Origin of the sequence: Pseudomonas protegens CHA0 (assembly GCF_000397205.1) — a bacterium.
GTDB lineage: Bacteria > Pseudomonadota > Gammaproteobacteria > Pseudomonadales > Pseudomonadaceae > Aquipseudomonas > Aquipseudomonas protegens.
Genome location: NC_021237.1, coordinates 2,763,859 through 2,787,893, shown reverse-complemented (window position 1 = coordinate 2,787,893; position 24,035 = coordinate 2,763,859). Strand labels below are relative to the sequence as shown.

25 protein-coding genes are annotated in these 24,035 nt (G+C 64.5%); 18 read left to right on the top strand and 7 right to left on the bottom strand.

All coding sequences use genetic code 11. From position 1 onward, the window contains the following. Positions 1–88: 88 nt before the first annotated feature. Positions 89–730, bottom strand: a complete 642-nt coding sequence (locus PFLCHA0_RS12710; protein WP_015635223.1) for a hydrolase — start codon at positions 728–730, stop codon at positions 89–91. A gap of 161 nt (positions 731–891) precedes the next feature. Between PFLCHA0_RS12710 and PFLCHA0_RS12705 the strand changes: the two genes are divergently transcribed. The 10 genes from PFLCHA0_RS12705 (at position 892) to PFLCHA0_RS12660 (ending at position 9,846) form a co-directional block, all read left to right on the top strand. Beyond that, positions 892–1,788 carry a LysR family transcriptional regulator gene (locus tag PFLCHA0_RS12705; RefSeq protein WP_015635222.1) on the top strand — a complete coding sequence of 299 codons (897 nt, stop codon included), beginning with the start codon at positions 892–894 and terminating at the stop codon, positions 1,786–1,788. Positions 1,789–1,872: 84 nt separating this feature from the next. Then, positions 1,873–2,532: a methyltransferase family protein gene (locus tag PFLCHA0_RS12700; RefSeq protein ID WP_015635221.1), complete on the top strand. Its 660-nt coding sequence runs from the start codon at positions 1,873–1,875 to the stop codon at positions 2,530–2,532. A gap of 630 nt (positions 2,533–3,162) precedes the next feature. After that, positions 3,163–4,527, top strand: a complete 1,365-nt coding sequence (locus tag PFLCHA0_RS12695; protein WP_015635218.1) for a glutamine synthetase family protein — start codon at positions 3,163–3,165, stop codon at positions 4,525–4,527. A 137-nt stretch (positions 4,528–4,664) separates the two neighbouring features. Then, entirely contained in the window at positions 4,665–5,978 is a 1,314-nt protein-coding gene (locus PFLCHA0_RS12690) for an NAD(P)/FAD-dependent oxidoreductase (protein WP_015635217.1), read from the top strand. A gap of 121 nt (positions 5,979–6,099) precedes the next feature. Beyond that, on the top strand, positions 6,100–7,116 hold the full coding sequence (locus PFLCHA0_RS12685) for a hypothetical protein (protein ID WP_015635216.1): 1,017 nt from the start codon (positions 6,100–6,102) through the stop codon (positions 7,114–7,116). 158 nt (positions 7,117–7,274) lie between these two features. Next, positions 7,275–7,940, top strand: a complete 666-nt coding sequence (locus PFLCHA0_RS12680) for a hypothetical protein (protein ID WP_015635215.1) — start codon at positions 7,275–7,277, stop codon at positions 7,938–7,940. Next, positions 7,937–8,458, top strand: a complete 522-nt coding sequence (locus tag PFLCHA0_RS12675) for a hypothetical protein (protein ID WP_015635214.1) — start codon at positions 7,937–7,939, stop codon at positions 8,456–8,458. The genes PFLCHA0_RS12680 and PFLCHA0_RS12675 overlap by 4 nt, the downstream gene beginning before the upstream one ends. Beyond that, positions 8,455–8,976, top strand: a complete 522-nt coding sequence (locus PFLCHA0_RS12670) for a hypothetical protein (RefSeq protein WP_015635213.1) — start codon at positions 8,455–8,457, stop codon at positions 8,974–8,976. The genes PFLCHA0_RS12675 and PFLCHA0_RS12670 overlap by 4 nt, the downstream gene beginning before the upstream one ends. Next, a complete protein-coding gene (locus PFLCHA0_RS12665) occupies positions 8,976–9,386 on the top strand; it encodes a GFA family protein (protein ID WP_015635212.1) in 411 nt (136 codons plus the stop codon). Before PFLCHA0_RS12670 ends, PFLCHA0_RS12665 begins: the two co-directional genes overlap by 1 nt. Continuing rightward, positions 9,379–9,846, top strand: coding sequence for a hypothetical protein (locus PFLCHA0_RS12660; protein WP_015635211.1), 468 nt, complete (start codon positions 9,379–9,381; stop codon positions 9,844–9,846). Before PFLCHA0_RS12665 ends, PFLCHA0_RS12660 begins: the two co-directional genes overlap by 8 nt. Before the next feature lie 104 nt (positions 9,847–9,950). Here PFLCHA0_RS12660 and nadE read toward each other — a convergent pair whose 3' ends face one another. From nadE to PFLCHA0_RS12645, 3 genes are read right to left on the bottom strand one after another with little or no spacing between them, the layout of a single operon-like run. Then, complete coding sequence (gene nadE / locus PFLCHA0_RS12655) at positions 9,951–10,778, bottom strand: ammonia-dependent NAD(+) synthetase (RefSeq protein ID WP_015635210.1); 828 nt, start codon at positions 10,776–10,778, stop codon at positions 9,951–9,953. A 1-nt stretch (position 10,779) separates the two neighbouring features. Beyond that, positions 10,780–12,009: a nicotinate phosphoribosyltransferase gene (gene pncB, locus PFLCHA0_RS12650; RefSeq protein ID WP_011060764.1), complete on the bottom strand. Its 1,230-nt coding sequence runs from the start codon at positions 12,007–12,009 to the stop codon at positions 10,780–10,782. Positions 12,010–12,018: 9 nt separating this feature from the next. Beyond that, complete coding sequence (locus tag PFLCHA0_RS12645) at positions 12,019–12,666, bottom strand: nicotinamidase (protein WP_011060763.1); 648 nt, start codon at positions 12,664–12,666, stop codon at positions 12,019–12,021. 183 nt (positions 12,667–12,849) lie between these two features. Here PFLCHA0_RS12645 and PFLCHA0_RS12640 point away from each other — a divergent pair, with 183 nt between their 5' ends. The 3 genes from PFLCHA0_RS12640 to PFLCHA0_RS12630 are packed head-to-tail and all read left to right on the top strand — an operon-like array spanning position 12,850 to position 14,618. Further along, the gene (locus tag PFLCHA0_RS12640; RefSeq protein WP_015635208.1) at positions 12,850–13,395 is read left to right on the top strand and encodes an adenylyltransferase/cytidyltransferase family protein; all 546 of its coding nucleotides are present in this window, start codon (positions 12,850–12,852) and stop codon (positions 13,393–13,395) included. Position 13,396: 1 nt separating this feature from the next. Beyond that, a complete protein-coding gene (locus PFLCHA0_RS12635) occupies positions 13,397–14,104 on the top strand; it encodes an NUDIX hydrolase (RefSeq protein ID WP_015635207.1) in 708 nt (235 codons plus the stop codon). Between the two features lie 7 nt (positions 14,105–14,111). Next, positions 14,112–14,618, top strand: coding sequence for an NUDIX hydrolase (locus tag PFLCHA0_RS12630; RefSeq protein ID WP_011060760.1), 507 nt, complete (start codon positions 14,112–14,114; stop codon positions 14,616–14,618). On the opposite strand, the gene PFLCHA0_RS12625 is transcribed toward PFLCHA0_RS12630, so the two are convergent. Next, entirely contained in the window at positions 14,570–15,517 is a 948-nt protein-coding gene (locus PFLCHA0_RS12625; RefSeq protein ID WP_011060759.1) for a LysR family transcriptional regulator, read from the bottom strand. The genes PFLCHA0_RS12630 and PFLCHA0_RS12625 overlap by 49 nt on opposite strands. A gap of 101 nt (positions 15,518–15,618) precedes the next feature. On the opposite strand from PFLCHA0_RS12625, the gene PFLCHA0_RS12620 reads away from it, so the two are divergent. Further along, complete coding sequence (locus PFLCHA0_RS12620; RefSeq protein WP_015635206.1) at positions 15,619–16,794, top strand: aspartate aminotransferase family protein; 1,176 nt, start codon at positions 15,619–15,621, stop codon at positions 16,792–16,794. Between the two features lie 75 nt (positions 16,795–16,869). Here the strand turns inward: PFLCHA0_RS12620 and PFLCHA0_RS12615 are convergent, their stop codons facing one another. Then, complete coding sequence (locus tag PFLCHA0_RS12615) at positions 16,870–17,406, bottom strand: DUF4174 domain-containing protein (protein WP_015635205.1); 537 nt, start codon at positions 17,404–17,406, stop codon at positions 16,870–16,872. A 797-nt stretch (positions 17,407–18,203) separates the two neighbouring features. Between PFLCHA0_RS12615 and PFLCHA0_RS12610 the strand changes: the two genes are divergently transcribed. The 3 genes from PFLCHA0_RS12610 (at position 18,204) to PFLCHA0_RS12600 (ending at position 21,587) form a co-directional block, all read left to right on the top strand. After that, positions 18,204–19,193: a response regulator gene (locus tag PFLCHA0_RS12610; protein ID WP_011060756.1), complete on the top strand. Its 990-nt coding sequence runs from the start codon at positions 18,204–18,206 to the stop codon at positions 19,191–19,193. 3 nt (positions 19,194–19,196) lie between these two features. Then, positions 19,197–20,144, top strand: a complete 948-nt coding sequence (locus tag PFLCHA0_RS12605) for a sensor domain-containing diguanylate cyclase (RefSeq protein ID WP_011060755.1) — start codon at positions 19,197–19,199, stop codon at positions 20,142–20,144. Between the two features lie 117 nt (positions 20,145–20,261). Then, positions 20,262–21,587 carry a YncE family protein gene (locus tag PFLCHA0_RS12600; RefSeq protein WP_015635204.1) on the top strand — a complete coding sequence of 442 codons (1,326 nt, stop codon included), beginning with the start codon at positions 20,262–20,264 and terminating at the stop codon, positions 21,585–21,587. A 7-nt stretch (positions 21,588–21,594) separates the two neighbouring features. Here PFLCHA0_RS12600 and PFLCHA0_RS12595 read toward each other — a convergent pair whose 3' ends face one another. After that, the gene (locus PFLCHA0_RS12595) at positions 21,595–22,722 is read right to left on the bottom strand and encodes a saccharopine dehydrogenase family protein (RefSeq protein WP_015635203.1); all 1,128 of its coding nucleotides are present in this window, start codon (positions 22,720–22,722) and stop codon (positions 21,595–21,597) included. Between the two features lie 437 nt (positions 22,723–23,159). Between PFLCHA0_RS12595 and PFLCHA0_RS12590 the strand changes: the two genes are divergently transcribed. Next, on the top strand, positions 23,160–24,029 hold the full coding sequence (locus PFLCHA0_RS12590; RefSeq protein ID WP_011060752.1) for an isocitrate lyase/PEP mutase family protein: 870 nt from the start codon (positions 23,160–23,162) through the stop codon (positions 24,027–24,029). Positions 24,030–24,035: the final 6 nt, after the last annotated feature.

Below are 24,035 nucleotides of genomic sequence, written 5' to 3'. Positions count from 1 at the left end.
ATGCATTCGCGCATCACAGTTAAGGCCCGTAGGGGCTGGCTCGCCAGCGAAGCGGTGGGTGCGATCGCATTCGCCGGCCAGCCGGCGCCTACAGCTGACGTTGCGGGGCCTTGTGCACCATGCTGTAGGCATAGTCCACGCCCATGCCGTAGGCACCACTGTGTTCCAGTACCAGGCCCATGACCGCGTCGTAGCTGTCCTTGTGCGCCCAGTCGCGCTGGTACTCCAGCAGCACCTGCTGCCAGGTCACCGGTACCGCGCCGGCCTGGATCATCCGCTGCACGGCCATGTCGTGGGCCTCCTGGCTGGTGCCGCCAGAAGCGTCGGTGACGATGTACACCTCGTAACCTTCGGCCATGGCCTCCAGCGCCGGGAAGGTCAGGCAGACCTCGGTCCACAGCGCCGCCATCACCAGTTTCTTGCGCCCGGTGGCCTTCACCGCGTCCACCAGCTTGCGGTCTTCCCAGGAGTTCATCGACGTGCGCTCGATGGGCTGCTGGCCGGGAAACACCGCCAGCAGTTCCGGCCAGATGTAGCCGCTGAAGCTTTCGGTCTCCACCGAGGTGAGGATGCTCGGCACGTTGAAGATCCTGGCCGCCTTGGCCAGGGCCACGGTGTTGTTCTTCAGGGTCTGGCGATCGATCGATTGCACGCCGAAGGCCATCTGCGGCTGGTGGTCGATGAGGATCAGGGCGGAGTTGGTCGGGTTGAGCAATTCACGAATGGACATGGCGCGTTCCTTTTGCAGTCAGAGAGTGAGGGTCGAACATGACCGGCTGATGGCGCTGCTTGCGCCCCGTGGCGTCCGGCTTGGTGGCTAATCTAGGGCCTGGCCGAAAAAGGAACAATTACCTAAAATCGAGAATCATTGATTCTAAAACAGGGACAATCATGGACCGTATCGAATGCATGCGCGCCTTCGTCGTCACCGTCGACGAAAACGGCTTTGCCGCAGCCGCCCGCGCCATGGACGTGCCCCGTTCCAAGGTCAGCAAACAGATCCAGGCGCTGGAAGAGGCCATCGGCGTGCAACTGCTGCAACGCACCACCCGCAGCCTGCGCCTGACCGAAGCCGGTGCCGAGTACTACGAAAGCGTTCGGGAAGTGCTGGCCGCGGTGGACGAGGCCGAACAGCGCGCGCGCGATGGCATCGCCGAGTTGCGCGGAGTGCTGCGAGTCAATGCACCGATGTCCTTCGGTCTGCGTCGGCTCGGGCCGCTGGTGCCGCTGTTCCATGAACAGCATCCGCTGATCGAGTTGCAACTGGTGCTCAGCGACCAGCAGGTGGACCCGCTGCGCGGCGGCTTCGATGTCACCCTGCGCATTGCCAGCCTGCCGGACTCGTCCATGGTGGCCCGCCAGCTGGCACCGGCACCGCGAATCATGGTGGCCTCCCCCACCTACCTGGCCCGCGCCGGCATCCCGCGCCAGCCCAAGGACCTGAGCAGCCACCAGTGCCTGAACTATGGCTACCTGCAAAGCGGCGTCAGCCTGCAATTGAGCAACGGCAGTGACGTGCAGCGGGTGCATGTCACTGGGCCGCTGCACGCCAACAACGGCGACCTGCTGGCCCAGGCCGCCGAGGCCGGCATGGGCATCGCCCTGCTACCGGATTTCATCGTCGAGGACGCCCTGGCGGCCGGGCGCCTGGTGCCGGTGCTCTGCGAATGGCAGGCGCCGCCCATCAGCATCAACGTGGTCTACCCCTCGGCGCGGCGGGTGCCGCAGAAGACCCGGGCCTTCATCGATTTTCTGGCGGGGCACCTGACCCAGAAAACCGCGGGCTGAACCTTGCAGCGGACGAACGTACGCCTTCACCCGCAGGCGGGCTCCTACACTCAGCACAGGTTCCCGCTACTGGCGCAGCGCATCATGAAAATCTCCCTCAGGCTGGCCGTTTCCAGCATCCTCGGTGCCCTCGCCTACCTGGGCCTGGCGATCTGGGGCATGGGCGGTTTCTCCGCCTTCTTCGGCCATCCACAGTTGACCCTGATCGCCATCGCCACCCTGCTGATGGTGGTCGCCGCGCTGTACAGCGAAGTCAACCTGAGCAGCGGCGAGCAGGAAGACCAGGGCAACCGCTGGGTGCTGCCGGTGTTCGGGGTGATCGGCCTGTTGAGCGGCTTTGTCCCGGCTTACAGCGACCGCATCGATTTCTGCACCTTCGGCGGCGAAGGCCTGCGCTGGCTCGGGGCCTTGCTGTTCATCCTCGGCGGCGGGCTGCGGCTGTGGCCGGTGTTCATCCTCGGCCGGCGCTTCAGCGGGCTGGTGGCGATCCAGCCCAACCACCGCCTGGTGGTGGACGGCCTCTACCGCCACCTGCGCACCCCCAGCTACCTGGGCCTGCTGGTGAATGCCCTGGGTTGGGCCCTGGCGTTTCGCTCGGGGCTGGGGTTGTTGCTGGCAGCACTGACCCTGGTCCCGCTGATCGCGCGGATTCACGCCGAGGAGGCCTTGTTGCTCAAGCATTTCGGCGAGGAATACGAGGCCTATCGCGCCCGCAGCTGGCGCCTGCTGCCCGGTGTCTACTGAAGCGCTGTAAAAAAAATCAGACACTTCTGCCGATAAGGACGTACCGCTCTAGCACGCGCCTCTGCCCATGGTTGAGGGGCGCTCGCCAGGGGCCTTGGGCCCTTTACCCCCCTTACATTGGCTGGCGGATTCTTGCAGTATTGATCCGACCTGAGCCTGCGGCGCCCTGTATTCGCCCTGCCAGTGCCCGGTTCCTATCAAGAATAATCACCACGAACTCGACAGCGAGATCACCCGGCGATGTGCCCCCTGAGCCCGTATCACGGATTCGACAGATCAGCTCCCGCGCCCCTGCACTGTGGCCGCGGTGGTGATGTCGACGCTCGGCTCTCGCTGCCCCGCTCACGCCCCGTCACGCCTCATGAGGTTCATGAGGACCGCGCCGCCGTTATCGGCTTGTACTTGCTGGACAGGTCCTGCCCATGAAGCTTCTGGTCAACCTGCCCATGGCCTTGTGCCGCTCCCGTCTGCGCCACTCCTCACGTCCTCCGGATCGCTCGCCTGCGGCCTGATCGCGCGCCCCTGCGCGTAACGCCCCAGAACTGATTTCTGCCCTTGCAACCGAGCCGTGCGCGGCATCGTTGCAGGACCTGAAAACCTGCGCGCCCCAATGGCGCAAGCGAGAATCCGATGAAATTTGCCGCCCTCGATGAAGCCCGTGACTTCCTGGCCGCCCACCCCGATATCGACATGATCGAGCTGTTCATTCTCGACGCCAACGGCGTGCCCCGGGGCAAACTGTTGCACCGCGAAGAACTGCTGGCGGTGTACGAAAGCGGCCGGCCCCTGCCCAGCACCATCCTTGGCCTGACCCTCAACGGCGACGACGTGGAGAACTCCGGCCTGGTCTGGGATGTGGGCGATATCGACTGCCGTGCCTACCCCCTGGCCGGCAGCCTGGTACGCCTGCCCTGGCGGCAGATCCCTACCGCCGCGGTGCAGGTCAGCATGCACCCCCAGGAGGGCCTGCCCGCCAGCATCGCCGACCCGCGCCACCTGCTGATCAAGGTGATCGACGGGCTCAAGGCCGAGGGTTACCACCCGGTGATGGCCTGCGAGCTGGAGTTCTACCTGCTGGACGCCAAGCGCGACGGCAATGGCCGGCCGCAACCGGCGCTGGACGCCGATGGCGGTCGCCCGCGCAGCACCCAGGTCTACGGCCTGCGCGAGCTGGAGCAGATCGAACCGTTCCTCGCCGACCTCTACGCCGCCTGCAAGCTGCAAGGCATTCCGGCGCGCACGGCGATCTCCGAATACGCCCCCGGGCAAGTGGAGATCACCCTGGAACATGGCGACGCCCTGGAAGCCATGGACCAGGCCGTGCGCTACAAGCGCCTGGTCAAGGCCGTGGCCCACAAGCACGGGATGCAGGCCACCTTCATGGCCAAGCCTTTCGATCACCTGGCCGGCACCGGCATGCACATGCACGTGAGCATCGCCGACGCCGAGGGCCGTAACCTGTTCGCCAGCCAGGACCCGGCCGGCACCCCGCTGTTGCGCCAGGCGGTGGGCGGCATGCTCGCGTCTCTGCTGGAGTCGCTGCTGCTGTTCTGCCCCAACGCCAACTCCTACCGGCGTTTCCAGAGCAACAGCTACGCGCCCCTGGCCCCCACCTGGGGCGTCGACAACCGCACCGTGAGCCTGCGGGTGCCCGGCGGCCCGGCCAATAGCCGGCACATCGAGCACCGCATCTGCGGTGCCGACGCCAACCCCTACCTGGCAGCGGCGGCGATTCTCGCCGGCATCCATCGCGGCCTGCGGGAAAACCTCGACCCCGGCGAGCCGGTACAGGGCAATGGCTACGCCCAGGCCACCGAACTGCTGCCCACCGACTGGCTGACCTCGCTGGTGGCCCTGGAGCAATCGGCCTGGGCACGGGATGCCCTGGGCTCCGAATTCCTCGGTGTGTACCTGGCGGTCAAGCGTGCCGAGTACCGCCAGTTCATGGCCGAAGTCGGCGAGCAGGACTGGCGCTGGTACCTGACCCAGGCCTGAGGTCCGTTGCCGATCTGCCGTGCAGGGCTCAGGCGCATCCACTGCGTGCCGAACCCGCCGGCCCATCGACCGATTTCAAAGCCCTGGCCGCTGCCTGCCCGCAGCGGCCCGGCTCACTTTTTTGCGAGGTTCTACTCATGACAGCCGCCTTCGATCCGCGGACCCCGGCAGCCGAGCGCTGCCCCAGCTACTACAGCGCCACCCTTAACCAGGAAACCCACTACCCGACCCTGCAAGGCACCCATCAAGTGGATGTGGTGATCATCGGCGGCGGCTTCACCGGCGTCGCCAGCGCGGTGGAACTGGCCGAGCGCGGCCTGAAAGTCGCCATCGTCGAAAGCCACAAGATCGGCTGGGGCGCCACCGGGCGCAATGGCGGCCAGGTCACCGGCAGCCTCTCCGGCGATGAAGCCATGCGCAAGCAGATGCGCCGCCACCTGGGCGAGGAAGTGGACGATTTCATCTGGCACCTGCGCTGGCGCGGGCACCAGATCATCCAGCAGCGAGTAGAAAAATACGCCATTGCCTGCGACCTCAAGCACGGCCACCTGCACGCGGCCTACAAACCCAGCCACCTGCCGGGCCTGCGCGCCGACTACGAAGAAGCGGTGCGCCGCGGCATGGGCGACGAGGTCAGCCTGCTGGACCGGGCCCAGGTCCGCGGGCTGCTGGAAAGCGAGCTCTACCACGGCGCCATCAAGAACACCCGCAACCTGCACCTGCATCCGTTGAACCTGTGCATCGGCGAAGCCAGGGCCGCCGAAAGCCTGGGGGCGCTGATTTTCGAACACAGCGAAGTGCTGGAGATCGTCCACGGCGAGCGCCCGGCGGTGGTCACTGCCCAGGGCCGCATCGACGCCCGGCAAGTGCTGCTGGCGGGCGATGTGTACCACAAGCTGGAGCCGAAAAAACTCAAGGGCAAGATCTTCCCGGCCATGGGCGGCATCGTCACCACCGAGCCGTTGGGCGACCTGGCCAAGCGCCTGAACCCGGAGGACCTGGCGGTCTACGACTGCCGCTTCGTGCTCGACTACTACCGCATGACTGCCGATGGCCGCCTGCTGTTCGGTGGCGGCGCCAACTACAGCGGCAAGGATTCGCGGGACATCGCCAGCGAACTGCGCCCGTGCATCGAACGCACCTTCCCGGCGCTCAAGGGCGTAGGCATCGATTTCCAGTGGAGCTGCGCCATGGGCATCGTGATCAACCGCATCCCGCAGCTGGGCAAGCTCTCGGACAACGTCTGGTACTGCCAGGGCTACTCCGGGCATGGCGTGGCCACCACCCACATCATGGGCGAGATCATGGCCCAGGCCCTGACCGGCCACCTCGGCCACTACGACACCTTCGCCGCCTGCCAGCACATCCGTGTGCCCTTCGGCGACCAGTTGGGCAACCCGATGCTCGCGGCGGGCATGTGGTACTACCAGATGCTGGAGAAACTGCGCTGATGGCACGACGCGAGTCGGGCGGCAGCCGAGGCGCCAGCAAAGCTTGATGAGCCGGCCCTTTGTTCAGTAGGCTGCCCGCCCCTCGAAGGCATGGACCGCCCCGAACCCGCGGGCGGTCCCTGTGCTTCGTCTTGTAAAGACCCGCCCAAGCCTGAGGCTTGGGCCCAGCGAGACCGCCGTTATCCGAGTCCTCGACCAGGAAAGAATCGACCGCATCAATCAAGACCTGACCCGCGCCTGGAAGGCTGATGTTGAAACCACCTGCGTCCTCTCGGGCATCCTGCTGCTCCCCTGCCTCATCCTCATCTGCCTGCTGGATGGCCCGCTGTTTGCCAAGGTCATCCTGTGCACCTTCCTCTGCCTGATGGTCGGTGGCTGGTGCATCGCCAAATGGCTCAACGCCCAGGCGCAACCCAGGACCGACATCACGGGCGTACAGGTGGAGCAACTGGAAGGCTACTTCGACCGCCGCTGGGTTCGGAACGGCGGCAAGCCCTATATCGAATACAGCTTTGGCAAGCATTGGTTGCACATCCAGACCTCGGCCTGCAGCTTCTTCAGTGGCGACACCCAGTTGAAGCTCAACCGCCGCTATCGCGTCGACGCCCTGTACCTCACAGGCCATTCCAGCGCCTACACCGGCTATTACCTTCTGGAAGAAACCTTCAAGGAAATCTTCGATGACAGCGACCTCAGCGCTACGGAGAAAATCCAGATCGCCGAGCGTGAGAAGCGGATCAACCAGGACCTAGAGGAACAACACAAACGCCTCTACCGCCTCTATCGCAACCCCCAGGGCGAACTGGAAGCCGTGGCCATCGGCTTCAATTTTGCCGCCTGCTTTCTCACCGTACTCTGGTCGTACTGCGTCAGCCTGTACTGGGTGACCGGCCTCACCCTGGCTGCCCTGGGCCTGACCCTGCTGATCCCTGATACAGGCGCCGGCCACCACTGGTTCGCCCTGGGCTGGCTGCTCAGCGCCGGGGTATTCGGCGCGTGCGGCAACCTGTGGCGAGAAAGGCAGGTGCTGTCCAAGGGTTTTGTCCAGGTCGATGCCCTGCTGTCCTGCAACCCCGACCAAGCCAAGGTGCAGTACAAAAGAAAGGTCGAAGAGGCAGCGCCGGGGTTCGGTCAATAGCGCCGCCGGGCAGGTCATTCCGGGTAACGCGCTACACAAAGCCCTAAGGTTCTCGTACCATCGCGCCGCTCACGAGCGGCGCCAGGGAAGGCCATGTACAGACACTCATACCTCCCTCCCTACCTGCGCCTTGTCCAAAGTCACTTTCAGGGTTCCCCATGTTCCGCGTACTCAAGGCTTCGTCCTTGCTGCTGGCCACCAGCATAGTTTCTGGCTGCATCAGCCAACCCGCCGCCATCGTCAGCGCCCCTCTGCAACCCGCAGCCAACGAACCCACGACCTATCTGGTGGGCGCTATTGGCCCGCAGTACCTGGGCGGCGGCGGTGCCGCCACCAACCTGCGCCTGCTGATTCGCAAGCGCGGCTCAATCAATGGCGCCGCGGCACTCTGGGAGGGCGACCCACGACCAACGCCTGAGGACATCCATGAACCCCGCGCCGCCGGCAGTGTATTTGTCATGCCGCTCAAACCGGGTGACTACGAGTTCTACAACTTCCAGTTCTGGTCCATGGTCTACACCCCGGGGCTCGGCTCACGACTGCAATCCCAGGAAGCGCGCGAAGAGTTCGTACTGCCGCTGCGCCTGGAGGCGGGCAAGGCGTATTACATCGGCGAGTTTCGCTCGGTCTGCAGCCAAGTGACCCAGTGCTTCTTTGCCTGGAGCAATCAGATGCCCCGTGACGCCGTGATTGCCCAGCGCCAGGTACCGGGGCTGCCGGAGCTGCAATGGATGCCGCTGGATCTGGACAAGGCCAAGCCCTTCATCCTTCCCGTCGACAAGCAAACCAGCCCAGCCAACGCCACTGCGGAGATTCATCCATGAAATCCTGCCTGAGCCTTTGCGCCCTTGTGCTGCTCGCGGGCTGCGCGGCAACCGACACCTTGCCGGACCGTCCGCTGACGGATGGCCAAGCCTATTTGATGCCCCTGCATGTGATGGTCGATGACCCATTACGCGCCGCTGAGTTACGTAACGCCTTGCGTGCCACCGGGGTGTTCGAAGATGTCCAGACCGGCGCCGGACAAGCTGGCGACTACAGCGCCCGAATTCAATTCAAGTCCGAGCGGGACATGCCGCCAATGCCGTTGATCTTCCTCAGTGCCGCCACTCTGTTCCTGATGCCGCTCTCCAATGGCATCGACACCCACACCGACATCAGCCTGCTGCACGAGGGCAAGCTCCTCAAGCGCTACAGCTATCGCAACCTGACGCATAAATACACCTGGCTGCTGGATCAAGGCGGTGAAATGCAAGAGCAGAATATCCAGCGCATCGCCCGCGCCTTTGCTGGCGATCTGCGTCAGGATCAACTGTTGCCAACCGCGAGTCAGGCCCAATGAACCCCATAGGTTTGACCGCCCTGCTGTGCAGCGCACTGATCATCACCGGTTGTGGCACCCGAATGGCGCCGCTGGACTACCGCAGTCAACATCCCTATGTACCGCTGACCCTGGACCTGGGCCCGGTGAAAAGTCGCTTCGACGAACAGGAGCAACGGGAGACCATCGCCGCCCTGCGTCAAACCGGAGCCTTCTCCTTTCTCGATGGTGGCTATAGTCGCAGCGGCTACAGCCTCCTGATCAGCGAGCCTGGAGGCAAGAGTGCGGGACTGCTTGGCGCGTTAAATGCCATCACCCTGCTGACCTTCCCCATGCCCTACTCCTACCAGAGCAACTTGCGCGGCAGCCTGCTCAAGGACGGCCAACTGCTCAAGACCTACGACTACCGTCGTGAAGGCTATAGTGTGGCGGCCTGGTATGTACCGCCGGTGCAGATCGAAAGTCGCAGAGAGATGCTCGATGAACTGCTGCGCGATTTGGAAAAGGACCGTTTGATTCCTCAGGAGAACCCACGCTGATGACTGCCAGCCTGTACCAGGGCGGCTGCCTGTGCGGCCAGGTCCGCTTCGAAGCCCGCGGGCCTGCCGCCAATCCCCATACCTGCTCGTGCCAATTGTGCCAGCGCCACAGTGGCGCGCTGACGCTGGCGTGGGTCGAATTCCCCCGAGAGCGGGTGACCTGGACCGGCCCCGCCGGCGCTCCGGCGACCTTCAGGTCGTCAGACTCTTCGAGCCGGGCCTTTTGCCGGGCTTGCGGCAGCTCCCTGGGGGCCATCGATGATCAGCCGACCATTGCCTTGCTCCTGGGCTGCTTCGATGACAACCGCGACCCGGAGCTGATGCCGCACAGCCATTCGTTCAGCGACCGCTGGCCCGAGGGCTGGCAGCCCGCACCGACAACGCAGGATAAAGGCGGACAGCATGAGTGAAGCACCCACTCGCTGCAGCTCCCCCCTCGCCTCGAACGTCTGGACCTGGTACGGCCAGGACGAGTACCGAAAGATCATCCTGCTGGGAGAGCTGGGCCCGGCCCTGGAGTTCCTGGCCTTGGAGGCCGACCGCCAGCGCACGGAGGTCGGCTGCTGCGCCGACTGTGGCCTGTGGTCCAACCACCTGGATTACCTCGAGGGCTTCGTGAAGCACTTTCCGGCGTACCTGGCGCCCACTCTGCACCCGCGCCTGCAAGCCCTGTTGAGCGGCTGTGAAGCGCTGTGCCGAGAGGCCTACGGGGTAACGCTGGAGGACAACGGTTTCAAACACCCGCAATGGCTGCCCCTGCGCCAGGAAGCGCGTGAGCTGCTGGGCATGCTGGGTTGGCAGGACGTGCGCGAGCATATGCCCGAGCTGATTGAAGAATGCCGGGCGAGCTTGAGGAAATGGCCGGATTGAAGGGCGGGTGGCCGCGCTTGGCTGGCGCGGTTGTTCGCTGGCAAGCCAGCTCCTACGGCCGGGGGTGATGGAGTAGGAGCCGGCTTGCCGGCGAAGGCGTCGGCTCAGGCGGGACTGCGGGGCAAGGCGCGTTTGTGAGAGGTGCGCCGGTAGGCGCTTTCAATCAGTTGGCGCACGCTATCGGGCACCGGTTGGCCCATCAGGTAGGCATCGATTTCTGCGTAGCTGCAACCGTACGCCGTTTCGTCCAGCTTGCCCGGCGCCAGTTCCTCCAGGTCCGCGGTGGGCGCCTTGTACACCAGATGCCTTGGCGCGCCGAGGGCCTCGGCCAGCAGCCGCACCTGGGTCTTGGTCAGCCCCGACAGCGGGGCCAGGTCGCAGGCGCCGTCGCCGTACTTGGTGAAGAAACCCATCAGGGCCTCGGCGCCGTGGTCAGTGCCCACCACCAGGCCGTTGCTGAAGTTGGCCACCGCGTACTGGGCCAGCATCCGCGCCCGGGCCTTGACGTTGCCCTTGACGAAGTCCGTGAGGGCCGGCGAAGGCTGCAGGCCGTCGATCCGCACCTGGTTCATCAGGCCCTCGACGCTGTCGGCAATGTTGCAAGTGCTCACCGCGTCCGGGCCAATGAAGTCCAGGCAAGCCTGGGCATCACTTTCATCCGCCTGTTGCCGATAAGGCAGGCGCATGGCGATGAAACGGGCCTCCTGCACCGCGGCGCGCATCTGCTCCACCGCCAACTGGCACAGGCGGCCGGCGGTCAGGGAATCCACCCCGCCACTGATGCCCAGTACCAGGGTGCTGCAGCCAGACTCGCGCAGTACCTGCTGGATAAAGGCCACACGCCGGGCAATCTCGGCGGCCTCGCCACCGCGAACCAGTTGCCGGTCGATGCCCAGTTCCCGGGCGATGCGTGCTTGGGTTGAATTGCTCATGTCAGGCCTCCAGGGGCGAGTGGGCAAGATCGACGTTGAACACCTGGGCCGCGTACCGGAGGAACGACGGATCTTCGCAGACGTTCTTGATCGGGTCGTCGGAGAACTTCACCACCGGTTCGCCATGCACCCGCACCAGCTTCATCACGATGCTCAGCGGCTCCACGCCCTCCACATCGCAGGCCAGGCTGGTGCCCATGCCGAAACCGAAGCGGGCCTGGCCACGCACGTGGCGCAGGATCGGCAGGCATTTCTCGAAGTTCAGGCCATCGGAAAACATCAGGTCCTTGGTCCGCGGGTCGATGCCCAGTTCCCGGTAGCGGGCCAGGACCTTGTCGGCCCAGAGGATCGGGTCCCCGGAATCCTGGCGCAGGCCGTCGTAGAGCTTGGCGAAGTACAGGTCGAAGTCCTTGAGGAAGAAATCGGTGCTGATGCAGTCGGTCAGGGCAATGCCCAGGCGCCCGCGATACTCGTGCACCCAATTCTCCAGGGCCGCATTCTGGCTCTCGCGCAGCCGCCCCAGTTGCTGGTGCACCATCAGCCATTGGTGGGCCATGGTGCCGATCAGTGGCAGGTCGAACTCATAGGCCAGGTGCGCATTGCTGGTGCCGACGAAGACCCCGGGGAAATCGCTGCGCATGATCTTCACCACTTCGCGCTGGGCCTTGAACGACAGGCGCCGGCGGGTGGAAAAATCCGAAACGCGGAACTCGGCAAGCTCGTCGCGGCTGGCGTTTTTCTCCAGCCATTCGAACTTCTGATAGAGCCGGCGAGTGACATCCTCAAGCTCCACCTCGGGGTACTTATCGCGGTTGCGCAACTCGCTGACCATGGCCAGCACCGGCTGCTCGAACATGATGCAGTGCAGCATCGGGCCACGGACGCGGATGCTCAGTTGGCCGTCGACCGCCGCCACGTGGATGTAGCGCAGGTTGAAGCGGAACAGGCCGAGGAACTGTTCGAAGTCAGGGGTCAGGTATTCACGAAAGCGCTTGTTGAACAAAAAGCGCTGTTCGCCTTCGCGCATCTGCAGGCCGGCAAGCTTTTCCAGCTCCTGGCGGATCTCGGGGATCAGGTGCACCAGGGACTCTCTGGAACGAACGATGAACTGGTATTCCACGTCCACATTGGGGTGCTGGTGCAACACCGCCTGCATCATGGTGAAGGTGTAGTAGTCGGTATCCAGCAGGCTCTGGATCACGCCGTTGTTGCGGTCAAATGCACTTTCCATGGTGACTCCTCAAACCTTGGCCAATCTGGCGGTTTCTTCGCGGGTCGCGGCAACCGTGATGCCCGCTTGTTGCATGTCGGCGATGGCCTGGGTAGCGCCCTCGGCGCTGATGGCCCGGCACGCCGGCAGGTGAATGAGCACCTTGAAACCGGCAGCGGCCAGTTGCAGGGCAGTGGTCTTGACGCAGAAATCCAACGCCAGGCCGCCGACTATGACTTGCTGTACGCCCTGGCCCTTGAGGTACTCGATGACCCCGGTGGACAGCTTGCCGTGCAGGTCGTGGTAGCAGGCGCCGTAGGGGTGCAGGTCCGGCTCCACGCCCTTCCACACGAAGTAGTCGTAGTCATAGGGCGCAGGCAGTTCGTCCAAAAGGGTGAAGCCTTCAGTGCCCGGAACGCAGTGGCTGACCCAGGTCAGATCGGCATGTTCAAGGCCCGTGGGCTGGAGCATCTGGGCGTGCCCGGCCACCACCCAGGGCGCCTGGGGGCTGTGGGCGTCCTTGCTGCCGATACGCAGGCTGGCCAGGGTCGCCATGAAATTCAGCTCGCCACCGATGCGGTCGCCTTCAGCCACGGGCAACTCGTCCGGGCACAGCGGGGTGAAGCTCTTTTGCGCATCGACATCGAAGGAAGCGGTCTTCATCGTTTGGCTGTTCATGCTGGGTCTCTCCTCTGCATGGAGCATAAAGTACATGTCATGTACTTTCATGGCAAGACCCTGCACGTTTTATTTTTCGCGAAAAAAATTCAACAAACACGCACAAATAAGGTGCAGAAGATTATTTCCCACTGACAAAAGCGATGCTAAAGTACACGTCATGTACCAAACGAGGAAAAGCAGATGTTTGAACTGGCCCTCTATGGCGGCGCCTTCAACCCGCCCCACGCCGGGCACGCCCAGGTGATGCTCGAAGCCGCCCGCCATGCCCGCCGGGTACTGGTGGTGCCCAGCTTCCGCCACCCGGACGGCAAGCGCATGGCCGACTTCGAGCAGCGCGCCAGCTGGTTGCAGGCAATCACCGCGCACCTGCAGCCAGAGTGCGACGCCGAGCTGGCGGTCAGCCGCCTGGAACGGCAACTGGCCCTGGCCGACCCGGGCCCGGTCTACAGCTTCACCCTGTTGCAACGCCTGGCCGGCGACCTGGCCCTGGACGGTAAACGCATCGCCCTGGTGGTGGGCGAAGACGTGGCGCGCCAGTTGCCCAGGTTCCATCGCGGCGAGGAACTGCGGCGGCGCTTTTCCGTCCTCTGCATCGAAGAGCAGCCCGGGGTGCGCAGCAGCGTGTTGCGCCAATGCCTGGCCCGTGGCGAAACGCCGCCCGGGCAATGGCTGGCCCCGGGAATGAATCCGCTAAACTACGGCCTCTACGCCGTCCACGGAAGTTGATATGCACGACCGCACCACCCTCCCCAGCGCCTACCTGCACACCATCGACCTGTGCCTGCTGCGCTATCACCGCGAACGCGGCGAGCTGCAGATCCTCCTCCATCAACGGGATGCTGAGCCCTTCGCCGGGCACTGGGCGCTGCCGGGCATCGTGGTCAACGGCGACGTCGAAGACCGCAGCCTGAATGACGCAGTGGAACGCCTGCGCCGTTCGAGCAAGGTGGACATGCCCCTGGCCTGGCTGGAACAGGTGGGCACGGTGGGCGACGCCTTTCGCGACCCGCGCTGCTGGTCGTCCTCGACCTTCTACCTGGGAATCCTCAGCGAGCCGGTGGAGCCCGCCGCGCAACAGGGCTTCTTCGCCCTCGACGAGGTGGCCAGCGGTGCCTTCAAGCTGCCCTTCGACCACAACGCCCTGGTAGCCCAGGTGCACGAGCGGCTGTTTTCCAAATCCCTGTACAGCAGCCTGCCGCTGATGTTTCTCGGCAACGAGTTCAGCGCCCCCGAGGCGGTGAGCATCTTCTCCCTGGTGCTGCAGCGTCCGGTGCTCAAGACCAGCATCCGCCAGCGCCTGCTGAAGATGAGCGAGGCCGGCTACCTGCGCGACACCGGGCGCAAGAAGAGCGGCGACGGCGGCCGGCCCCAGGCCACCGTGGAGCAGCTCAAGCCCGCCGAGCTGTATTTGTTCGATCGTTGTTTCCTGGAGTGATAGCCCCATGAGTTCCACCCCCGACACCCAGTGCCTGCTGGAAACCCCGTACTTCAAGGTGGTCCGTGAAAACGGCTACTTCATCATCAAGGAAGCCCAGGCGGTGAACGGCGTCGTGGCCGTGCCGACCCTGGCCGATGGCCGACTGATGCTGGTCAACCTGCGGCGCCGGGCCATCGGTGGCCAGTCCATCGAGTTTCCCCGGGGCGCCATCGATGCCGGGGAAAGCGCCTGCGACGCGGCGGCCCGGGAACTGCTGGAGGAAACCGGCTGGCAAGCCTCAGAGGTACGCCAGCTGGGGCTGCTGCACAGCAACACCTCGCTGATCGCCAGCGCCGTGGCGGTGTGCCAGGTGCAGATCGCCGAGCAGCAGGCCGCCGCCACCGATGGCGAAGTGGACCATGTGCTGTGGGCCAGCCGCCAGGAGTTGCTGGCAATGATCGCCGCCGGCCAGATCACCGATGGTCACACGCTGTCGGCGGCGATGATGCTGCTGGCCAGCGAGTCGGCCTGACGCCCCCACTTCTCCAGGGCAAAGTCGACAAAGCTGCGCAGCTTGGGCAGGCGATAGCGGTCCTGGGCATAGAGCAGGTGCATCGTCCGAAAGGGCAACTGATAGTCCTGCAGCACCGGCACCAGCCGGCCCTGCTGCAGGTCTTCCTCCACCAGCGCATCGGGCATCATCACCAGCCCCAGGCCACCCCGCGCCGCACGATGCAAACCGGACGAGGTGTTGGCCAGCAATGACCCCGACACCGGAACCTGCACATCGCCTTCAGGCCCGCGCAACGGCCACAGGGTGGCGGTGGCGCTCCACTCATCACCGGCCGGGTAGGCAAATGCCAGACAGTTGTGCCGCTGCAGGTCCTCGGGGACCTGGGGCGTGCCGCAGCGCTCCAGATACTCCGGCGCAGCGCAGATCGTCAGGGTGTAGTCCTGCAGGCGCCGGGCAATCAGCGAAGCGTTGTCCAGGTTGCCCAGGCGCACCGCCACATCGAAGGTGCCATCGGTCAGGTCGAAGCGCTGGTTGGCCAGGGTCAGCTCGACCTTGACCTGGGGGCAGCGCTGGCGGAACTCGTCCAGCGCTGGCGCCAGGCGTTCGGTGCCGAAGGTCAGGGGTGCGGTGATGCGCAAGGTGCCGGTGGGTTCGCCCTGGACCTGCTCCGCCAGGCGCTCGGAATCCGCCACCAGCCCCAGCACCGCCAGGCAGCGCTGGTAGTAGTCACGGCCAAAATCGGTAAGCCGCTGGCGCCGTGTCGTGCGGTTGAGCAGACGCACCCCGAGGCGCTGCTCCAGGGCCCGCAGGTGATTGCCCACCATGGTGGTGGACATGCCGCACTCCCGGGCCGCGGCGGTCATGTTCCCCGCCTCCACCACCTTGACGTACACCGACATTGCCTGGAACAGATCCATTATCAACCCTGAATTCAAGATGATTAAAGAAATAGCGAGTTTATCTAGCCTGGGTGGCTAACGATACTGATAGCACACCCCCCAAGATGGAGCCGCCCGCCATGACCGCCGCCTGCCTGATGAGCACCTACCAACCCCTCGCGCTGAGCTTCTGCAAAGGCCTGGGCAGCCGTCTCTGGGACCAGGCCGGGCGAGAGTACCTGGACGCCATCGCCGGGGTCGCGGTGACCGGCATCGGCCACAGCCACCCACGGCTGGTCGGCGCCATCAGCGAACAGGCCGGCCTGCTGCTGCACAGCTCCAACCTCTACGACATCCACTGGCAGCGGCAACTGGCCGCCAAGTTGACCCAGTTGAGCGGCATGGACCGGGCGTTCTTCAACAATTCCGGGGCCGAGGCCAACGAGACCGCCCTCAAGCTGGCACGCCTGCACGCCTGGCACAAAGGCATCGAGCAGCCCCTGGTGGTGGTCATGGAAAACGCCTTTCATGGCCGGACCCTGGCCACCCTGGCCGCCAGCGACGGCCCGGCAGTGCGCCTGGGCTACGGCCAGTTGCCAGGCGGTTTTCTCAAGGTGCGCTTCGGCGATCTGGCCGCCCTGGAATCGGCCGTCGCCGAGCATGCTCCACGCATCTGTGGCGTATTGATGGAGCCGATCCAGGGGGAAAGCGGCATCCAGCTGGCCCCACCCGGCTACCTCAAGGCCGTGCGCGAGCTGTGCACCCGGCGCAACTGGCTGTTGATGCTCGACGAGATCCAGAGCGGCATCGGCCGCACCGGGCGCTGGTTTGCCTGCCAGCACGAAGACGTGGTGCCGGATGTGATGACCCTGGCCAAGGGCCTGGGCAACGGCATTCCCATCGGCGCCTGCCTGGCCCGGGGCAAGGCTGCCCAGCTGTTTACCCCGGGCAGCCACGGCAGCACTTTCGGCGGCAACCCCCTGGCCTGCCGCGCGGCCTGCACCGTACTGGACGTCATCGAGGACCAGCAGTTGCTGGCCAACGCCGAACAGCGCGGTGCCCAACTGCTGCGGCGGCTGCGCGAGGAACTGGCGGCGCATCCGGCGGTGCGGGAGATTCGTGGGCTGGGGCTGATGGTGGGTATCGAACTGCGGCAGCCGGCCCGAGAGCTGGTGCAGGTCGCCGCCCGTGACCACGGGCTGCTGATCAATGTCACCCGGGGCACCACCATCCGCCTGCTGCCACCCTTGGTGATCGATGGGCAGGAAGTGGAGATGATCGTCGATGGGCTGCGTCAGACCCTGGAGGCGCTCTAGCCTGGGCGAGGCGGGGCAATGCAGTCGGCAGGCACCGGGGCGGTCAGCGCCTGCCCCGGCCTCCGCCCATGGGCTTCAGTCGTCCAGCGCCTTGGGCGCTGCGGCGGGCTTGGCCGCCTTGCCGGCCTTGGCATTGGCCGGCTTGGCCTCCGGCTCGGGGGCCGGAGCCGGCGCTGCGGCCTGTTTCTCCGCCGCCGGCAACTGGTCGACGGCACTGAAGACTTCCTTGAGCTGGATGGCCCCGGAGTGCTCCAGCTTCTTCTCGCCGTCCTTGCCCACCAGGATCACCTTGGTCTGCGCCCCGGCGCCCAGCTTGAGGCTGCGGATCAGGGCCATGGTGGATTGCGGGTCGATGTCCTTGCCATCGCGCTGGCCGATGGTGTTAATCACCGTGTACAGGACCATGTTGCGTTCGTTGAAGGCTTGACGGGTGGCCGGCTCTTCCAGGGACTTCTTCAGGCTCACCAGGGTCGGGTCCACGGTGCTGGGGGCAATCACGATCAGTGGCCGTGACTTGCCCAGGTCCTGGGTCAATGGGCCGTCGTTGTCGGCCGCCAGGACAGGGCCGGCAACAGCGAGCAGAGTAGCGAAGGTCAATGACCGAATGAACATGCGTCTCTCCTTATGTTTTCCACGCAGTAATGATTGCGCATTGCGGGAAAAGGTCCAGGCCGGGACTCAAAATCTGACATTTTTTTGCCCACGGCGCCGCGCTGGTCATCGGCTTGCCACAGGCCGCGCTCGACCGGGGCTGGCGCCCTTCGAGCGGTCGGCACAACCAGGTTCGCGGTAAGGTTTTGTTGCATATGCAGCAGGAGCGCAGCCCGACAACGACGCCCCTGCAGCACTCGTTCCAACAGCCTTGCGCCCGTTCTTTAATATTCGAATCAATACAACAGCGGCCCTGGGTTGTTTATAAGAACCGCTGCACGACACATTCAACCCACACAACTCCAGCGCTCTTAACAACCATTGAAACGAACCACTCGCAGAACCTCCGGCAACAATCAACAAGAAGATTCCGAAAGTTTGAAACTTATGCCTAAAGTGTCATTTTTCAAACGTCAGAAAACAGGCGCGAATCTCCTACCCCGATAGAAAAATCTGTCTATATCAAGGCTTACAGAGGCCTCTCAGTTTTTTTCCACAGCCCACGCCACGGGCCGCCGCGGCCTTTTAACTGCTGCCCTGCAACAACTCTAAGTTACATGCCCAGGCCTGCTTGAATTGCAGCAGACAATGATCTGGAGCAAATAACCGAAGCCATCACTACTTGTTCTTTTATTGCCGAGGGAACTATAGTGCGGCGCGGCACGGACAGCCCGATACGGCACAACTATAAAGCGGCAACTCGCCCTATTACCGAACACTATCCCTTACGGGTTTTTTCGAATGAGCGTCCGATACCGATGATCCCCCTCCTCATCTGCGATGACTCGAGCATGGCCCGCAAGCAGGTGCTGCGGACCTTGCCCAGCGAGTGGCGGGTGTCCGTGACCCAGGCCTGCAACGGGCGCGAAGGCCTGGAAGCCCTGCGCCGCGGGCTGGGCAAGGTGGCGCTGCTGGACCTGACCATGCCCGTGATGGACGGCTACCAGGTCTTGAGTGCGGTGCAGGAAGAAGGCATCGAGGCGCAGATCATTGTCATCTCCGGCGACATTCAAGAAGAAGCCGTGCGCCGCACCCGCGAGCTGGGCGCACGGGCCTTCCTCAAGAAGCCCTTCGACCCGCAGCAACTGCGCGCCCTGCTCAACGAACTGCAACTGCTGGACAGCACTGACGCCAAGCCATTGGCAGCCCCTTCGCCAGCACCGGTGGTGACCTTTCGCGACGCCTTCCGGGAAACCGTCAACGTTTCCATGGGCTACGCCGCGGCACTGATCGCCAAGGTCCTGGATGTCTTCGTGCACCTGCCGATTCCCCACGTCAATGTGCTGGAAGCCGGCGAGTTGCAGATGCTCCTGGCCGATGCCAACCGCGCCCGGCAACTGACCGCCATCTGCCAGAGCTACATCGGCAGCGGCATCGCCGGCGAAGCCTTGCTGATGTTCTACGACTCCGAAGTGGCCGACATCGCCCAGTTGATAGAGCAAGGCACCGACCCCTACCAGGAAATGGAAGTGCTGATCGACCTCTCCAGCGTGCTGATCGGCGCCTGCCTGAGCAGCATCGCCGACCAGCTGGACGTGTTCTTTTCCGTGGGCCATCCCCAGGTACTGGGGGAACACACCACCATCGACGAGCTGATCGTGCTCAACCAGCAGCGCTGGAAAAAGACCCAGGCGGTGGAGATCAGCTACAGCCTGGAAGAACAGAACATCCACTTCGACCTGTTGCTGTTGTTCACCGAAGGCTCCATGGCCTTGCTGGAACAGAAGCTCGCCTACCTGATGAGTTGAGCCATGCCCAAGAGAATGGATTTCAGTGAATTGCACTGGTTGCTGGCGGTGGTCCAGAGCATCGACGTGGGTATCGTCGTGCTCGACCTGGAGTGCCGGGTCCAGGTGTGGAACAGCTTCATGGAGAACCGCTCCGGAGTGCCCTCCAAGCAGGCCATCGACCAGTCGTTCTTCGAGCTGTTCCCCGAGGTCGAGCGCCCCTGGTTCACCCGCAAGGTGGGGCGCGTGGTAGCCCTCGGCACGCCGGCCTTCACCATCTGGAAGCAGCGGCCGTACCTGGTGCATTTCAACAACTACCAGCCGATCACCGGCCAGGGCGAGTTCATGTACCAGAACACCACCCTGCTGCCGCTGCGTTCCTCCAACAGTGAGATCCACCACGTCTGCCTGGTGATCTACGACCTGACCGACGTGGCAATCAACAGCCTGGCCTTGCAGAAGGCGAACCAGCAGTTGCAGCACCTGTCGCGCACCGACCACCTGACCCAGCTCTACAACCGCGGCCACTGGGAACAGCGCCTGCAGTTCGAATACAGCCGCCACGGCAGCAGCATCGCCCTGCTGATGCTGGACATCGATCACTTCAAGTCGATCAACGACCGCCATGGGCACCAGGCCGGCGATGCAGTGATCAAGCGCGTCTCCGAGCTGATCCACCAGCATGTGCGCGACAGCGACGTGGCCGGGCGCTATGGCGGCGAGGAGTTCGCCATTCTCCTGCCCCACACCGACCTTGCCGGGGCCCGCACCCTGGCCGAGCGCTTGCGCCAGTCGGTGGAAGAGCAGGAGGTGATCCACAACGGCCAGGCCATCGCCTTCACCATCAGCCTGGGCATCGCCTGCCTCGACCGTCCGGCCCGGGATCATCGCTGCCTGATCGAGTGGGCCGACCAGGCGCTGTACGCCTCCAAGCGCGCCGGGCGCAACCGGGTCAGTACCTACGCGCCTTGAACGGCAGCACTGGAAAAACCTGAAAAAAACTCGCTCCCGAGGGATAAACTGCGCGCTTTTCCGGTCCATCCCCCGGTCTGCTACGCCTTTCCCAGCGCCACAAGGAGTCCTGCGCGCATGTCCCAGTCGAATTCGAACCACTCCCCGCAAGAGCAATGGCAGCAAGCCGTGCTGACCTATGCCCGCGACATCAATCGCTATGTCGAGACCGGCAACCGCGACGGCTGGAAGGGCTTGAAGGAACCGCACTTGCCCGATACCGAGCACCTGCTGCCAGACTGGCAGGCGGCCCTGGAAGCGAGCAACCAGGAGCCCTACGACGCAGCCCGGCGCCAGGCATTCCGCCAGGAGTGGCCGCCGGCGCACTTCCCATTGTCGCCACGCCTGGAAAGCCAGGGACGGATGATTCCGACCCTGGCCCTGTTGCCGGACGGCAGCCTGCTGGCGCGCATCGGCGCACCTTACGAGGCTGGCGAGGTGGTGCATATCGACGACGCAAGGATCCAGACCCTGGAGCAGGTGGAAGGCTTCGGCATGTGCCCCCAGCGGCGCTATTTCGCTTGGGCCCGGGCTGACGGCATCCAGCTCACCGACGGCTGGAACGGGCCAGAGGTGGCAAGTTTTGCCTGGCCCGATCCCCACGCGAACCTGCCGGCGGGGGTGGCGCTTGAAGACACCGGGCGCCCTAGCCCCAGCAGCCTGGTCCCCTTCCCCGACGGGCGCCGGGTACTGCTGGTGAGCTCCGACGGCATCTTCGTCCTGCAGGCCGAGGGCGCCACGCGCCTGCTGCCGAGCCTGGAAGACCTGCAGCAAGAGCTGGCCGACGGCGTCGCCCCCGAGGACCTGGGCATCGGCCTGAGCATGGAGCATGGCGCGGTGTCGCCCGATGGCCAGTGGATCGCCGTGGGCGAGCAAAGCAGCTCGCACCTGGTGTTCGATGCAAGGTTGCAACGGGTAGCGCAGATCGGCCCCGCCAGCGAGTACCCGCATTTCGCCCATTTCAACCAGCGCGGCGATCGCCTGCTGCTCAATGCCTGCCACTTCTATGGCGGTGCCAGCGTGGGAGTGGCGGTGGCCGACCTGCCAGGGCTGAGCACCGACTTCTACAGTGACGATGCGCGCACCCCGGTGCTGCAGGAAGGCGCCCGGGTGTATGCCGCGGCATCACGGGGCGACGAATTCATCATCGGCGACGCCTACGGCTATCTGCGGGCCTTCAGCGAAAACGGCGAGGAACGCTGGCAGCACTATATCGGCTCGACCCTCACCGCCATGGACATCAGCCCCGATGGCAAGACCCTGGTGGCCGCCACCTATGCCGGGATCATCGTCAAGCTTGACCTGGACGCCGGGCGCCCGGACTGGCAGATCGGCACCGGCGAGCACCTTGAAGTGCAGCGCTGGCTGTTCTGGAAAGACTTCGCCAAGCCGCTGCTGTGGTGACCGGGGGTTAAACCGGCGGGCGCGAGAAACTCACTTGCAGTTGCAGGTGATCCGGATCGTCGATCGCCCGCAGGTACTCCTCCACGCTGACCTCGCCGGCACTGGACCGGGCCCCCGGGGCCGGCACATGGCCGGCGAGCAGCTTGTGCACCACCGCCACCGCCGCGCAGCTGGGAATCTCCGGCCCGTGGTCATGGGTTGCGGTGAGCTGCACGCTCATCGACAGTGGCTGGCCGTCCTGGCCCAGGCCGTGCACGTCGATGTACAGGGCACTGAGCCCATCTCCGAAACGTTCGAACCAGGTGCCGCAGCGATGCAGGCGCGCCGCCCAGGGCGCCGGGTCGCGCACCAGGCCGAGCTTCACCGCCTGGGCCAGCAGCGCATTGGCCAGCCCGGCGATCTTCAGCCCGGCGCCGGCCTGGAAGCTCAGGGTGTGGGCACCGTAGCGCTCGGCGAACAGATCCAGGTCCGGCACATCGACATTGGCCACCAGCCGCGTGCCCAGCCTGGGCAGCTTGCGCAGGGTCAGGCCCTGCCAGCCGATCACCGGGTGCGGCCGGCCGTCCTTGAGTTGCAGGATGGGTTTGCCGGCATAGGCCAGTACGCCCTGGATGGTGGACAGGCCGGGCATCTTCGCCGAGGAGGAAATGCCGTGCTCGATGCGCTCGATGCGGGAAAAACGCTCACGGTGCTCATCGATCATCGCCGCCGACAGGGTCGGCACCGAGCTGCAGCCGCTGAGCAGCGTCACCCCGGCGGCCCGGGCGGCCTCATCCAGAGTGCCAATGCCGCGCACGAACTGGCGACAGTCGGCCAGGTCGCAGTAGTTGACCCCGGCCTCGATGCAGCCCCGGGCCACCGCGTAGGACTGGCCCTGGAACGGCCCGCCGGTATGGATCACCCAGTGCACCTTAAGGGCCTTGAGCGCCGGCACCCATTGCGGCCCCATGGCATCGCCGCACCAGCCTTCGCAGGGCTGCCCGCCTTCAGCCTGCAAGGCCTGAACCTTGGCCGCGAGCTTGTGCGGGTCGCGCCCCGAAATCAGCAGATGCACCCCAGGGGTATGGATCAGATAGCGGCAGACGATGCTGCCGAAATTGCCATAACCACCCACCACCAACACCCTGAGCGCCATTGCCTGCATCCTTGAACTAAGCCGTTGCGCAGCGTGAACGCTGCCATTCGAGGCGCGGCAGCTTGGTGGATTTGCCAGCGCTCGACAAGCCCCCGCCAACCTTCGACATGCCCCCGAAACGCCCCTGGCAAGTGCTTGTAATATTCAGTTAGAAAAAAAATGCCAATGCCGGTCCGGCATAATGCTATGCAAAATCCTCATCATCTACGGCCCTGGAGCGTGATAGCCTCGTCCTGCTATGTCGGCCTCGCATAATAAACCCGTCGGTTCGCGCAACCGAACGGGATAAAGACGCCTTGCTACCCACCTTGTTTCATCTTCATCTGCCCAACTAACGTTTCGCTGTGAGCCGCTCTTTCCCCGGCTCGCCAAGGGAACTGATTGCAAAATTTGACTCGACCTCAAGGTCGATCTCTCGATCCTATCTCGGAGCTGTTATGTCCAGGCTTTCCCATCAAGATTTGCGCCGCGGTTTCCGTGAACTGATCGCTTCCAACTCCTGCTACCACACCGCTTCCGTATTCGACCCGATGTCTGCCCGTATCGCCGCCGACCTGGGTTTCGAAGTGGGCATCCTCGGCGGCTCGGTGGCTTCGCTGCAAGTGCTGGCGGCCCCCGACTTCGCCCTGATCACCCTCAGTGAATTCGCCGAACAGGCCACCCGCATCGGCCGCGTGGCGCAGTTGCCGGTCATCGCCGACGCCGACCACGGCTATGGCAACGCGCTGAACGTGATGCGCACCGTGGTCGAACTGGAACGCGCCGGCATTGCCGCGCTGACCATCGAAGACACCCTGCTGCCGGCCCAGTTCGGGCGCAAATCCACCGATCTCATCTCGGTGGCCGAAGGCGTCGGCAAGATCCGCGCCGCCCTGGAAGCCCGGGTTGATCCGGAACTGGCGATCATCGCCCGGACCAACGCCGGCATCCTTCCGGTGCAGGAAATCATCAGCCGTACCCAGCAGTACGAGCGTGCCGGCGCCGACGCCATCTGCATGGTGGGCATCCGTGATTTCGAACAGCTGGAACAGATCTCCGAGCACCTGAGCGTGCCGCTGATGCTGGTGACCTACGGCAACCCGGCGCTACGGGACGATGCGCGCCTGGCCGAGCTGGGCGTGAAGATCGCCGTGGACGGTCATGCCGCCTACTTCGCCGCGATCAAGGCCACCTACGACTGCCTGCGCGAGCAGCGGCAGATCTTCACCCAGGCGTCGGACCTGAGCGCTACCGAGCTGGCCCACACCTACACCCAGCCCGAGGAGTACATCGTCTGGGCCAAGGAGTTCATGAGCGTCAAGGAGTAACACCGG

Coding starts and splice junctions, on each gene's coding strand:
- PFLCHA0_RS12700 (WP_015635221.1), top strand. CDS start 1,873: ATGAAAATCTCCCTCAGGCTGGCCGTTTCCAGCATCCTCGGTGCCCTC.
- PFLCHA0_RS12605 (WP_011060755.1), top strand. CDS start 19,197: ATGCCCAAGAGAATGGATTTCAGTGAATTGCACTGGTTGCTGGCGGTG.
- PFLCHA0_RS12640 (WP_015635208.1), top strand. CDS start 12,850: ATGTTTGAACTGGCCCTCTATGGCGGCGCCTTCAACCCGCCCCACGCC.
- PFLCHA0_RS12595 (WP_015635203.1), bottom strand. CDS start 22,722: ATGGCGCTCAGGGTGTTGGTGGTGGGTGGTTATGGCAATTTCGGCAGC.
- PFLCHA0_RS12675 (WP_015635214.1), top strand. CDS start 7,937: ATGAAATCCTGCCTGAGCCTTTGCGCCCTTGTGCTGCTCGCGGGCTGC.
- PFLCHA0_RS12630 (WP_011060760.1), top strand. CDS start 14,112: ATGAGTTCCACCCCCGACACCCAGTGCCTGCTGGAAACCCCGTACTTC.
- PFLCHA0_RS12645 (WP_011060763.1), bottom strand. CDS start 12,666: ATGAACAGCCAAACGATGAAGACCGCTTCCTTCGATGTCGATGCGCAA.
- PFLCHA0_RS12670 (WP_015635213.1), top strand. CDS start 8,455: ATGAACCCCATAGGTTTGACCGCCCTGCTGTGCAGCGCACTGATCATC.
- PFLCHA0_RS12635 (WP_015635207.1), top strand. CDS start 13,397: ATGCACGACCGCACCACCCTCCCCAGCGCCTACCTGCACACCATCGAC.
- PFLCHA0_RS12705 (WP_015635222.1), top strand. CDS start 892: ATGGACCGTATCGAATGCATGCGCGCCTTCGTCGTCACCGTCGACGAA.
- PFLCHA0_RS12590 (WP_011060752.1), top strand. CDS start 23,160: ATGTCCAGGCTTTCCCATCAAGATTTGCGCCGCGGTTTCCGTGAACTG.
- PFLCHA0_RS12610 (WP_011060756.1), top strand. CDS start 18,204: ATGATCCCCCTCCTCATCTGCGATGACTCGAGCATGGCCCGCAAGCAG.
- PFLCHA0_RS12695 (WP_015635218.1), top strand. CDS start 3,163: ATGAAATTTGCCGCCCTCGATGAAGCCCGTGACTTCCTGGCCGCCCAC.
- nadE (WP_015635210.1), bottom strand. CDS start 10,778: ATGAGCAATTCAACCCAAGCACGCATCGCCCGGGAACTGGGCATCGAC.
- PFLCHA0_RS12625 (WP_011060759.1), bottom strand. CDS start 15,517: ATGGATCTGTTCCAGGCAATGTCGGTGTACGTCAAGGTGGTGGAGGCG.
- PFLCHA0_RS12680 (WP_015635215.1), top strand. CDS start 7,275: ATGTTCCGCGTACTCAAGGCTTCGTCCTTGCTGCTGGCCACCAGCATA.
- PFLCHA0_RS12615 (WP_015635205.1), bottom strand. CDS start 17,406: ATGTTCATTCGGTCATTGACCTTCGCTACTCTGCTCGCTGTTGCCGGC.
- PFLCHA0_RS12660 (WP_015635211.1), top strand. CDS start 9,379: ATGAGTGAAGCACCCACTCGCTGCAGCTCCCCCCTCGCCTCGAACGTC.
- pncB (WP_011060764.1), bottom strand. CDS start 12,009: ATGGAAAGTGCATTTGACCGCAACAACGGCGTGATCCAGAGCCTGCTG.
- PFLCHA0_RS12665 (WP_015635212.1), top strand. CDS start 8,976: ATGACTGCCAGCCTGTACCAGGGCGGCTGCCTGTGCGGCCAGGTCCGC.
- PFLCHA0_RS12690 (WP_015635217.1), top strand. CDS start 4,665: ATGACAGCCGCCTTCGATCCGCGGACCCCGGCAGCCGAGCGCTGCCCC.
- PFLCHA0_RS12710 (WP_015635223.1), bottom strand. CDS start 730: ATGTCCATTCGTGAATTGCTCAACCCGACCAACTCCGCCCTGATCCTC.
- PFLCHA0_RS12620 (WP_015635206.1), top strand. CDS start 15,619: ATGACCGCCGCCTGCCTGATGAGCACCTACCAACCCCTCGCGCTGAGC.
- PFLCHA0_RS12600 (WP_015635204.1), top strand. CDS start 20,262: ATGTCCCAGTCGAATTCGAACCACTCCCCGCAAGAGCAATGGCAGCAA.